Below are 11,930 nucleotides of genomic sequence, written 5' to 3'. Positions count from 1 at the left end.
CTCCACCCGGCTCCAGAAATCGTCCGTCACTTCCCACGAATTGGCATGCGCCTTGGCCATCTACACCTCCTGCGCCGCATCACGGGCGACTCAGGAACATAGTTTAATTTACGGATAGATCCTAAGTGATTTCGCCTCCAGCTCAGCGCGCCAGCACTGGCGCCAGCGCCCGGCCGGTGTGCGTGCCCAGCCGCACCACGTCTTCGGGCGTGGCCGCGGCGACGATGCGGCCGCCGTCCTTGCCACCCTCGGGGCCCAGGTCGATGATCCAGTCGGCCTCGGCGATGACATGAAGGTCGTGCTCGATGACGATCACGCTGTGGCCGCCGTCCACCAGGCGGTGCAGCACCTGGATGAGCTTGTGCACGTCGGCCATGTGCAGGCCGACGGTGGGTTCGTCCAGCACGTACAGCGTGTGCGGCGCTTTTTGCCCGCGGCGGCCGACCTCGTCGCGCACCTTGGTGAGCTCGGTCACCAGCTTGATGCGCTGCGCCTCGCCGCCGCTCAAGGTCGGGCTGGGCTGACCCAGCGTGAGGTAGCCCAGGCCCACGTCCTTGAGCAGCTGCAGCGGGTGGGCAATGGCGGGCATGCTGGCAAAGAACTCCACGGCCTCGTCCACTTCCATCTGCAGCACGTCGCCAATGCTTTTGCCGCGCCAGGTGACGGCCAGGGTCTCGGGGTTGAAGCGCGCGCCGTGGCAGACCTCGCAGGGCACTTTCACATCGGGCAGAAAGCTCATGGCGATGGTGCGTATGCCCTGGCCTTCGCAGGCCGGGCAGCGGCCTTCGCCGGTGTTGAAGCTGAAGCGCCCAGGCGCGTAGCCGCGCGCCTTGGCCTCCAGCGTCTCGGCAAACAGCTTGCGGATGGTGTCCCAAAAGCCGATGTAGGTGGCGGGGCAGCTGCGCGGCGTTTTGCCGATGGGCGTCTGGTCCACCTCCAGCACGCGGTCGATGGTCTCGAAGCCCTGCAGGCCGGTGCAGCCGGCCAGCGGCGGTGCCTTGCCGGCGTCCATGGCGTCGCGCCCGGCCTTGGTGGCGCGCTGCCCCACCCAGGCCGCCACATTGGCCAGCAGCACGTCGCGCGCCAGCGTGGACTTGCCCGAGCCGCTCACGCCCGTGACGGCCACCAGCCGCTGCAGCGGCACGCGCGCGGTGACCTGCTGCAGGTTGTGCAGGTGCGCGCCGAGGACGGTGAGCCAGTGCTTTACTCCCTCCCCCTCTGGGGGAGGGTTGGGGCGGGGGCTGGCAGAATCTAAATTGATAGCTGCTTGCGCTTGTTTGACAAGGGCTTTAGCCTGTTTTGGCTGATATTCAGCGGCAACCGCCGGCTGGCCCCCACCCCCGCCCTCCCCCAGGGGGGGAGGGAGCAATACCGCACGCCTGGCCTGCAGCGGATGGCGCATGGCGTGCAGCAGGTAGCGGCCGGTCTGCGAGTCTGGCACCGCCTGCACGTCGGCCACCGTGCCCTGCGCCACCAGACGCCCGCCGCGCTTGCCGGCGCTGGGGCCGATGTCGATGATGTGGTCGGCGCGGCGGATGGTGTCCTCGTCGTGCTCCACCACTACCAGGGTGTTGCCCTTGTCGCCCAGCTTGTGCAGGGCATTGAGCAAAATCTGGTTGTCGCGTGCGTGCAGGCCGATGGTCGGTTCGTCCAGCACGTAGCACACGCCCTGCAGATTGCTGCCCAGCTGCGCGGCCAGGCGGATGCGCTGTGCCTCGCCGCCGGACAGCGTAGGCGCGCCGCGATCCAGCGTGAGGTAGGACAGGCCCACCTCCTCCAGAAACTCCAGGCGGCTCTGGATCTCGGGCAGCAGGTCGCGGGCGATCTCCATTTCTCTCGGGGTCATGCGGCCCGACAGCTGCAGCCCTGCGATCCATTGCCGCACCTCGGTCGCCGACAGCGCCGCGATGTCCGTGATGCCCACGCCCGCAAACTGCACGGCGCGCGCCACCGGGTTCAGGCGCGTGCCCTGGCAGGTGGGGCAGGCGGCGTCGGTCATGTCCTCCACCTCGGGCTCGGCAAAGGTCTGCTCGCGGCCCTTGGCCTTGTCGTCCTGCACCGAATCATCGAACGCCTTGCGCTGCTCTTTGGTCAGCCTGACGCCCGTGCCCACGCAGTCGGGGCACCAGCCGTGCTTGCTGTTGTAGGAGAACAGGCGCGGGTCCAGTTCGGCATAGCTGGTGGCGCACACCGGGCAGGCGCGCTTGGTGGAGAACACCTGCAGCCGCCCGATGTGCGCGGTGGGCATGCCGTCCTGCAGCGCTTCTTGCAGGCCGTCCAGGTCGCTCAGCACATGCACCACGCCCTTACCCAGCTCCAGCGCGCGGGCCAGGTGCTGGCGCAGCGTGTCCTCGTGCGCAGGCGATACATCCAGGCTGGCCACGGGCAGCTCGATGGTGTGCTCCTTGAAGCGGTCGATGCGCGGAAAACCCGCCGTCGGCACAAAGTTGCCGTCCACGCGCAGATGGGTGTAGCCACGCGGGCGCGCCCAGTCGGCCAGCTCGGTATAGACGCCCTTGCGGTTCACGACCAGCGGCGCCAGCAGGCCGATGTGCTGGCCGCGCCAGTCGCGCAGCAGCTGCGCGGCAATGCTCTCGGCCGTCTGCGGCTGCACGGCCGCGCCGTCGTGCACGCAGTGCTGCACGCCCAGCTTGACGTACAGCAGGCGCAAGAAATGCCACACCTCGGTGGTGGTGCCCACGGTGCTTTTGCGCCCGCCGCGCGACAGGCGCTGCTCGATGGCCACGGTGGGCGGTATGCCATACACCGCGTCCACCTCGGGCCGCCCGGCCGGCTGCACGATGCTGCGGGCGTAGGCGTTGAGGCTTTCCAGGTAGCGGCGCTGGCCTTCGTTGAACAGGATGTCGAACGCCAGCGTGGACTTGCCCGAGCCGCTCACGCCGGTGATCACGTTGAACCGGCCGCGCGGAATGTCCAGCGTGAGGTGGCGCAGGTTGTGCTCGCGCGCGTTCACGATTTCTATGGCGTTTTTGGCCTCTGGCGCTTTGCCATCCAGCGCGAGCAGCTTCTCTTTTCGTAGCACGGCCTGCTGCTCGTGCACCGAATGGCCGCCCTCGCCCAGCGCCAGTTCGTACTCGCGCAGCGCCTGCGCGGTGTGCGACGTGGGGTGCTGGCGCACCTCTTCGGGCGAACCCTCGGCCACCACCTGGCCGCCCGCGTCGCCGCCCTCGGGGCCCAGGTCGATGAGCCAGTCGCTGGCGCGGATCACGTCCAGGTTGTGCTCGATGACGATGAGCGAGTGCCCGGCCTGCAGCAGCTTGCGCAGCGCGCCCATCAGCTTGGCGATGTCGTCGAAGTGCAGGCCGGTGGTCGGCTCGTCAAACAAAAACAGCGTGCCCTTGCGGGCCAGCGGCTGGCGCGACTTGGCCTGGCTCTTGGCCGCCTCGGCCAGAAAGCCCGCCAGCTTCAGGCGTTGCGCCTCGCCCCCCGACAGCGTGGGCACGGGCTGGCCAAGCTTTACGTACTCCAGCCCCACGTCCACGATGGGCTGCAATGCGCGGATCACCTCGCGGTCTTTCGCGAACAGCTCTGCCGCCTCGTGCACGGTGAGCTCCAGCACGTCGGCCACGTTCAGCAGCCTGCCACCGCGTTCGATGCGCACTTCCAGGATCTCGGGCCGGTAGCGCTTGCCGTCGCAGTCGGGGCAGCGCAGGTACACGTCGCTCAAAAACTGCATCTCCACATGCTCGAAGCCCGAGCCGCCGCAGGTGGGGCAGCGCCCGTCGCCCGAGTTGAAGCTGAACTTGGCGGCGGTGTAGCCGCGCTGCGCGGCCTGCGGCGCCACGGCGAACAGCTCGCGGATGGCATCCCACGCGCCCACGTAGCTCACGGGGTTGGAGCGCGCCGTCTTGCCGATGGGCGACTGGTCCACGAACACCACGTCGCTCAAATGATCGGCGCCCAGCAGCCGCTCGTGCGCGCCGGGTGATTCCGTGGCCTTGCCGAAGTGGCGCATGAGCGCGGGCGCCAGCACGTCCTGGATCAGCGTGGACTTGCCCGAGCCCGACACGCCGGTGATGGCGACCAGGCGCTGCAGCGGAAACTCCACGCTCACATCGCGCAGGTTGTGCTCGCGCGCGCCCTCCAGAATCAGGCGCGGCGTGGCCTCCGTCACCAGGCGCTTGAGCCCGGTGCCGATCTGCTTGTGCCCGCCCAGGTACTGGCCGGTCAGCGTGGGCGCGCGGCGCAGCGCGTCCACCGTGCCGTCAAACACGATCTGCCCGCCGCGCTCCCCGGGGCCGGGGCCGAAGTCGAGGACGCGGTCGGCAGCGATCATGACGGCCGGGTCGTGCTCCACCACGACGAGCGTGTTGCCCGCATCGCGCAGGCGCAGCATGGCCTGGGTGATGCGGTGCATGTCGCGCGGATGCAGGCCGATGCTGGGCTCGTCCAGCACGAACAGCGTGTTGACCAGGGAGGTGCCCAGCGCCGTGGTCAGGTTGATGCGCTGCACCTCGCCACCCGACAGCGTGCGGCTTTGCCGGTCCAGCGTGAGGTAGCCGATGCCCACGTCGCACAGGTACTTGAGGCGCGTGGCGATCTCGTCGTGCAGCAGCTGCAGCGCCTGGCGATCACCAGCCTGTGGGTCTTTTTGAGCTGTAGCGCTTGCCTGATAAGCGTCACCAGCTATTAAATCAGGAGCACCCTGCACATCCGTCATGCGCGCAAAGAAGCGCCGCAGACGGTCGATGGGCAGCAGCATCAGGTCGTGCAGGCACAGGCCGGGCAGCGCCTCCAGCTGGGCGCGCGTCCACGCCACGCCCTGGGGCATGAAGCGCTGCGCGGGGTCGAGCACGGCGTCGGCGTCCTGCTTGCTGCCCAGGCGCCACAGCAGGCTGTCGGTCTTCAGGCGCGCGCCGGCGCACACCGGGCATGGCGTGTAGCTGCGGTACTTGGACAGCAGCACGCGGATGTGCATCTTGTAGGCCTTGCTCTCCAGATAGGTGAAGAAGCGGCGGATGCCGTACCACTGCTTGTTCCAGTTGCCTTCACGGAAGCCGGGCGTGCCTTCGATCACCCAGTGTTTCTGCTCCGCGGTGAGCTTGTACCAGGGCGTGTCGCGCGGGATGCCCGCGTCTTCCGCGTAGCGCATCAGGTCGTCCTGGCATTCCTTCCAGGCGGGGGTCTGTATGGGCTTGATCGCGCCCGCGCGCAGGGTGAGTCTGTCGTTGGGAATGACCAGCCCCCAGTCCACCCCGATCACGCGGCCGAAGCCGCGGCAGGTGTCGCAGGCGCCCACGGCCGAGTTGAACGAGAACATGGACGCAATGGGCTCGGCGTAGCGCAGGTCGCTGTCGGGGCAATGCAGGCCGGTGGAAAAGCGCCACAGCTCAGGCTCCTCACCGTCGCCGCGCAGGCGATAGACGTTGAGCCGCCCGCCGCCGCGCTTGAGCGCGACTTCGATGGCCTCGACCGCCCGCGCGCGCTCCACGTTGCCCATGCGGAAACGGTCGGCCACCACGTCCAGCAGCTTGCGTGGACCGCTGGGCGTGGCCACCTCGCGCTCGGCCTGCACCTTGGTAAAGCCGCTGGCCGATAGCCATTGCTCCAGTTGCTCGGCGGAAGTGCCTGCGGGCAGTTCCACGGGGAAGGTCAGCACGATGCGCGGATCGTCCTCCGCCGCGCAGCGCCGCTGCAACTCGGCATGGATGGTGTCTGGCGAATCGTGGCGCACGGGTAGCGCCGTCCGGCGGTCGAAGAGCTGCCCGGCGCGCGCGAACAGCAGCTTGAGGTGGTCGTTCAGCTCGGTCATCGTGCCCACGGTGGATCGCGAGCTGCGCACCGGGTTGGTCTGGTCGATGGCGATCGCCGGGGGCACGCCCTCCACCTTGTCCACGGCGGGCTTGTCCATGCGGTCCAGGAACTGGCGCGCGTAGGCGCTGAAGGTCTCCACGTAGCGGCGCTGGCCCTCGGCGTACAGCGTGTCGAACACCAGGCTGGATTTGCCCGAGCCGCTGGGGCCGGTGACCACGGTGAGCTCGCCCGTGCGGATGTCCAGGTCGAGGTTCTTGAGGTTGTGCTGGCGCGCACCGCGGATGCGGATCAGTCCCTGGGTCATGCTGGCGGTCTTTCGGTGAGGGGGCGCAGCATTCTAGGGACAGCCCGCACGGCGCCTGGCGGACCATGAAAATACCCGCGAGGATCGGGCGCTCGCGGGTCGGCAGGATTGGCGGCTTACTGGGCCGCGCTGGCGCCGGATGCCGCCGCCGCGGCTGGCTCGGGCGCGTGCATGACGTCGCCGCCGTGCTTTTCGCCGCTCATGTCCACCTGGTCGCCCGCCTGCATGATCACGTACAGCGCAATCGCCGCAAACACCACAAAACCCACCACGATCTTCCACATGCTTGTCTCCTGAAAATTGTTGTCAACGGGAAAGGGCGCCCCAACAAAAAAGCCCCACACCGTGGTGTGAGGCCTGTCTGTGCTGATCGCAAGCCCGACATCATTGAATCAGGCCTGGATTGCAGGCAGCTTACGCCGCCCGGGCATCAGAAGTTGTGGCGAACGCCCAGGGCCACCGAACTGAAGTCTTCACCGGCAACGCCCGTTGCGTAAGTGGCGCCCGCCTTGTTGTCCACCTTGGTGTAGAAGGCATACACCTTGGTGCGCTTGCTGAAGTTGTAGTTGTAGCCCAGGGTCCACTGCGTGGCAGAGCTGTCGGCCACATCGCTCCACTTGCCGGCGCGGCCCACGTTCAGGTGGAACTCGGAAGCGCCCAGCGCATACATGCCTGCCAGACGGAAGTTGTTGCGTGTGCCAGCGCCCGTGGTGGTCCACTGGTTTTCGTCCTTGTTGCGCTGGTAGTAGCCGCCCACGGTGAACTGACCGAAGGTGTACAGGGCGCGCAGGCCCAGCTGATAGTTGCTGTCAAGGTTGCTGTAGCCAGCACCCAGGTTCAGCGCGCCGATGTTGTAGTTGGCGGCCAGGTCGTAGCCGTTCTTGCCGCCGGAGGTCTTCTCGTGCAGGCTCACGGAGGCATCAACCGTCAGACCGCCCAGGCTGGGCGAGCGGTAGCCGATCTTGTTGGTGGTGCTCAGGCCGCCGCTCAGGCCGCCGAACCAGACCGGGTCGTAATAGAAGGCATCGGAAGACGTTCCGGTGTCATGGTTGTGCATGCTCACGTAGTCGGCCGTGGCGTAGTACGACTCGGGCGTGAAGTTGCCCAGGCGGATCATGCCGAAGCCGCCCGCCAGGTTGACTTCGCTCTGGCGGGCAAAGGTCATGCCGGTAGTGGGGTGGGTCCAGCCGGAGCCCGTGCCGGTGTCGGAGTTGAAGCCGCTTTCCAGCTGGAAGCCCGCCTTCAGGCCGCCGCCCAGATCCTCGGTGCCCTTGAAGCCAAAGCGCGACGAGTTGTTCTGCATGACGGTGGTGCTGGTGCCGCCCACCTTCTGGCGCTCCACCGAGGTGTTCACGCGGCCGTAGATGGTCACGCTGCTTTGCGCCAGCGCGGCAGAGGCGCCCAGCAGGGCGAAAGTGGCGAGCAACAAACGGTTTGTTTTCTGCATGAGGATTCCTTGATGGCTTGTGTTTGTAGGGCAAGTCGGCGTGGGCTGTGCGTGCCGACGATTCAGCGATTGGCCGGATGCGGCTGCATGCACCTGACAAGGACAACCGTGGCGCGGATTCTAGGTGCAAGCCATCCGCTATCACACGCCAATGACGGCTCCATAACAACCCTAATGCAAAACCGCCACACATCCGCGGAAACGAAGGTGTGGCGGCAGCCTCTCAGGTCAGGGTTAACCCGAAATCAGGGGGGGTATCGGCCTCAGTCGTTGGCGTAGATGTCCACATCCTTGGTCTCGCGGATGAACAGCGTGCCAATCACCGCGGTCATGCCGGCGATGATGATGGGGTACCACAGTCCGTTGTACATGTTGCCTGTGGAGGCCACGATGGCAAACGATGTGGTGGGCAGCAGGCCGCCAAACCAGCCGTTGCCGATGTGGTATGGCAGGCTCATGGAGGTGTAGCGGATGCGCGTGGGGAACAGCTCCACCAGCATGGCGGCGATGGGGCCGTACACCATGGTCACCAGAATCACCAGGTACGCCAGGATGACCAGCATCATGGGCTTGTTCATCTTGGCGGGATCGGCCTTGGTGGGATAGCCCGCCTGCTTCAGGTCTTCGCCCATTTCCTTCTTGAAGGCTGCGATGGCCTTGACGCTGTCTTCGTCAAACTTGAGGTTCACGACGTTGCCATTGGGCGCGGTGATGGTCTTGTCGCCGATCTTCACCACCGCCTGGGAGCCCGGGGCGCCCACGGCGTTGTCGTAGCTCACCGAGTTTTGCACCAGGTAGCGCTTGGCAATGTCGCACGAGCTGCGGAAGTCGATCTCGCGCGCCACGGGGTTGCCCTGGAACGAACAGGTGGCGGGGTCAGCCGTCACCACCACGCCGGCCGAGGCCTGGGCGCGCGCCAGGTCGGGGTTGGCGGCTTCGGTCAGCATCTTGAAGACCGGAAAGTAAGTCAGCACGGCCAGAACGCAGCCCAGCATGATGATGGGCTTGCGGCCGATCTTGTCGGACAGGGAGCCGAACACCACAAAGAACGGCGTGCCGATCAGCAGTGCGGCGGCAATCAGCAGGTTGGCCGTGATGGCGTCCACCTTGAGCTGTTGCGTGAGGAAGAACAGCGCGTAGAACTGCCCCGTGTACCAGACGACGGCCTGGCCGGCAGTCAGGCCCACCAATGCCAGGATCACGATCTTGAGGTTCTTCCATTCACCAAAAGACTCGGACAGCGGCGCCTTGGATGTCTTGCCTTCGGCTTTCATCTTCTGGAAGGCGGGCGATTCGGACAGCGACAGGCGAATCCACACCGAGATGCCCAGCAGCAGGATGGACACCAGGAACGGAATGCGCCAGCCCCAGTCATTGAACACGGCTTCGCCCAGGGCCGTGCGCGTGCCCAGAATCACCAGCAGCGACAGGAACAGGCCCAGCGTGGCGGTGGTCTGGATCCACGAGGTGTAGGCGCCGCGCTTGCCGTGCGGCGCGTGCTCGGCCACGTAGGTGGCCGCGCCGCCGTACTCACCGCCCAGGGCCAGACCCTGCAGCATGCGCAGCACGATCAGGATGACAGGGGCGGCCACGCCGATGCTGGCGTAGTTGGGCAGGATGCCGACGATGAAAGTGGACACGCCCATGATCAGGATGGTGACCAGGAAGGTGTACTTGCGCCCGATCATGTCGCCCAGGCGCCCGAACACCAGCGCACCGAAAGGGCGCACCAGAAAGCCGGCGGCAAAGGCCAGCAGCGCAAAGATGAAGGCCGCGCCAGCGTCCAGTCCGCTGAAGAACTGCTTGGCAATGATGGCCGCAAGCGAGCCGTAGAGATAAAAGTCGTACCACTCGAACACGGTGCCAAGCGAAGAAGCAAAGATCACCTTCTTTTCTTCGGCCGACATCGGCCTGGGGGCAGCGCCGGGACGGCCGGCGTGTGCAGTGCTGATAGCCATGGTTGTTGTCTCCTGTGATTTTTTAGATTTACAGGCGTTAAAAAAATACCTGCACGCGCACTATCTACGCCGAGACTGACACCGTTCTGACGGCTTTCTTACAGAACTTGACGCGAAACTTCCGCGCAACTTACAGCCCGGGTAGTAACCCTTGGCCAGCATTTCCCGATCCGAAAAAGCCGCTGCTGATGGCCCGCACCACGGACTTTCGGGCTGCGTCTGCAGCGCGCCGCTTGCGCGGAAAACCCGTGCGGCGTAAGCACTTGGTCAGCGCGCATTCGCAAAATCCAGCCCCGGGACGCGGCACGCCGCACCCCATTTGGGCTTCCCATACCACCTTGAGGAGAGACATCCATGAGCGACCCGATGGTCCAGAAAATACAAAGCCATCCGAAGTACCGGGAGTTGCGCAGCAAGCGCAATCGTCTGGGCATCTTCCTGACGGCCCTGATGCTGATCGTGTACTACGGCTACATCGCGCTGATTGCGTTCGACAAGAAATTCCTGGCCCAGCCCATCGGCGCCGGCGTGACCTCGCTGGGCATTCCGATCGGCATGGGCGTGATCGTTTTCACGATCGTGATCACCGCCATTTACGTACGCCGCGCCAATGGCGAATTCGACACCCTGACCAAAGACATCCTGAAGGACGCCTCGAAATGAACGCTCGTCACAAATACGAAGGCGGCGTGCTGGCGCTCATGGCTTTGCTGGCGTCTGGCGGCGCGCATGCCGCTGGCGGCGATCTGGGCGAAGCCGCCAAACAGGCCACCAACTGGACGGCCATCCTCATGTTCGGCGCCTTTGTGGTCGGCACGCTGTGGATCACGAAGTGGGCCGCAGCCAAGACCAAGTCGGCCTCCGACTTCTACACCGCCGGCGGCGGCATCACCGGCTTTCAGAACGGCCTGGCGATTGCGGGCGACTACATGTCGGCGGCCTCGTTTCTGGGCATTTCGGCGGCCGTGATGGCTACCGGCTACGACGGGCTGATCTACTCCATCGGCTTTCTGGTGGGCTGGCCCATCATCACCTTCCTGATGGCCGAGCGCCTGCGCAACCTGGGCAAGTTCACCTTTGCCGACGTGGCGGGCTACCGCTTTCAGCAAACACCCATCCGCGCCTTTGCCGCTTCGGGCACGCTGGTGGTGGTGGCGTTCTACCTGATCGCGCAGATGGTCGGCGCCGGCCAGCTCATCAAGCTGCTGTTTGGCCTGGAGTACTGGATGGCAGTGGTCATCGTGGGCGCGCTGATGATGGTGTATGTGCTCTTTGGCGGCATGACGGCCACTACCTGGGTACAGATCATCAAGGCCGTGCTGCTGCTGGCGGGCGTGACCTTCATGGCCTTCATGGTGCTGGCGCAATACGGCTTCAGTCCCGAGGCATTGTTTGCCAAAGGCGTTGAAGTGCGCACCGCCATCGCCGCCAACACCGGCAAGACGCCCGAAGAAGCCGCCAAGGCAGGCCTGGCCATCATGGGGCCGGGCGGCTTCATCAAGGATCCGATCTCGGCCATCTCGTTCGGCATGGCGCTGATGTTCGGCACCGCCGGTCTGCCCCACATCCTGATGCGCTTCTTCACCGTGCCTGACGCCAAGCAGGCGCGCAAGTCGGTGCTGTGGGCCACCACCTGGATCGGCTACTTCTACGTGCTGATCTTCATCATCGGCTTTGGCGCCATCACCCTGGTGCTCACCAACCCCGAGTTTGCCGACACCGTCAAGGGCGTCATCCACGGCGGCGCGGGCACGGCCAACATGGCGGCGGTGCTGGTGGCCAAGTCGGTGGGCGGAAACATCTTCTACGGCTTCATCTCGGCGGTGGCATTTGCCACCATCCTGGCAGTGGTGGCGGGCCTGACGCTGTCGGGCGCTTCGGCCGTGTCGCACGACCTGTATGCCACGGTCTTCAAGAAAGGCCGGGCCGACAGCGCTGCCGAGCTGAAGGTGTCGCGCATCACCACGCTGACCCTGGGCGTGATTGCCGTGGCACTGGGCATTGCCTTCGAGAAGCAGAACATCGCGTTCATGGTGTCGCTGGCGTTTGCCATCGCGGCTTCGGCCAACTTCCCGGTGCTGTTCCTGTCGGTGCTGTGGAAGGACTGCACCACGCGCGGCGCGGTAATTGGTGGTTTCATGGGCCTGGTCTCCTCGGTAGGCCTGACCATCGTGTCGCCCTCGGTGTGGGAAGCCACGCTGGGCAACCCGGCCGGCTCGGCGCTGTTCCCCTACACCTCGCCGGCGCTGTTCTCCATGGCCATAGGCTTCCTGGGCATCTGGTTCTTCTCGATCACCGACAAGAGCGCCAACGCAGCACGCGAGCGCGCCGCATTCCCGGCGCAGCAGGTGCGCTCGGAGACTGGTTTGGGTGCGGCTGGGGCTTCAGGGCACTGACGCACCGCGCGCAGCTGGCGCAACTGCCTCGCTGTGTCGCCAGCCCTCCA

General features: G+C 65.7%; 6 protein-coding genes. 2 read left to right on the top strand and 4 right to left on the bottom strand.

Annotated features, from left to right (window positions below; all coding sequences use genetic code 11):
- Window positions 1-142 precede the first annotated feature (142 nt).
- The 4 genes from uvrA to AB7E35_RS07825 all read right to left on the bottom strand — a co-directional run bounded on the left by uvrA (window position 143) and on the right by AB7E35_RS07825 (window position 9,484).
- Entirely contained in the window at window positions 143-6,079 is a 5,937-nt protein-coding gene (uvrA, locus tag AB7E35_RS07840) for an excinuclease ABC subunit UvrA (protein WP_428167360.1), read from the bottom strand.
- Window positions 6,080-6,195: 116 nt separating this feature from the next.
- A complete protein-coding gene (locus AB7E35_RS07835) occupies window positions 6,196-6,363 on the bottom strand; it encodes a hypothetical protein (protein ID WP_428167359.1) in 168 nt (55 codons plus the stop codon).
- Window positions 6,364-6,509: 146 nt separating this feature from the next.
- Complete coding sequence (locus AB7E35_RS07830) at window positions 6,510-7,526, bottom strand: porin (RefSeq protein WP_428164011.1); 1,017 nt, start codon at window positions 7,524-7,526, stop codon at window positions 6,510-6,512.
- A gap of 263 nt (window positions 7,527-7,789) precedes the next feature.
- Window positions 7,790-9,484 (bottom strand): MFS transporter, encoded by a 1,695-nt coding sequence (locus tag AB7E35_RS07825; protein WP_428164012.1) that lies wholly within the window; start codon window positions 9,482-9,484, stop codon window positions 7,790-7,792.
- A gap of 354 nt (window positions 9,485-9,838) precedes the next feature.
- Here AB7E35_RS07825 and AB7E35_RS07820 point away from each other — a divergent pair, with 354 nt between their 5' ends.
- Window positions 9,839-10,147 (top strand): DUF485 domain-containing protein, encoded by a 309-nt coding sequence (locus tag AB7E35_RS07820; protein ID WP_428164013.1) that lies wholly within the window; start codon window positions 9,839-9,841, stop codon window positions 10,145-10,147.
- Between the two features lie 38 nt (window positions 10,148-10,185).
- A complete protein-coding gene (locus tag AB7E35_RS07815; RefSeq protein ID WP_428164027.1) occupies window positions 10,186-11,880 on the top strand; it encodes a cation acetate symporter in 1,695 nt (564 codons plus the stop codon).
- Window positions 11,881-11,930: the final 50 nt, after the last annotated feature.

Source organism: Diaphorobacter sp. (assembly GCF_050251835.1).
Classification (GTDB): domain Bacteria; phylum Pseudomonadota; class Gammaproteobacteria; order Burkholderiales; family Burkholderiaceae_C; genus JBFXIE01.
Note: the sequence above shows the minus strand (reverse complement) of the source record. Positions and strands in the feature narration are given on the sequence as shown.

What these genes read in the sequence shown, in the direction of transcription:
- uvrA (WP_428167360.1), bottom strand. Translation starts at nt 6,079, where the DNA reads ATGACCCAGGGACTGATCCGCATCCGCGGTGCGCGCCAGCACAACCTC.
- AB7E35_RS07835 (WP_428167359.1), bottom strand. Translation starts at nt 6,363, where the DNA reads ATGTGGAAGATCGTGGTGGGTTTTGTGGTGTTTGCGGCGATTGCGCTG.
- AB7E35_RS07830 (WP_428164011.1), bottom strand. Translation starts at nt 7,526, where the DNA reads ATGCAGAAAACAAACCGTTTGTTGCTCGCCACTTTCGCCCTGCTGGGC.
- AB7E35_RS07825 (WP_428164012.1), bottom strand. Translation starts at nt 9,484, where the DNA reads ATGGCTATCAGCACTGCACACGCCGGCCGTCCCGGCGCTGCCCCCAGG.
- AB7E35_RS07820 (WP_428164013.1), top strand. Translation starts at nt 9,839, where the DNA reads ATGAGCGACCCGATGGTCCAGAAAATACAAAGCCATCCGAAGTACCGG.
- AB7E35_RS07815 (WP_428164027.1), top strand. Translation starts at nt 10,186, where the DNA reads ATGGCTTTGCTGGCGTCTGGCGGCGCGCATGCCGCTGGCGGCGATCTG.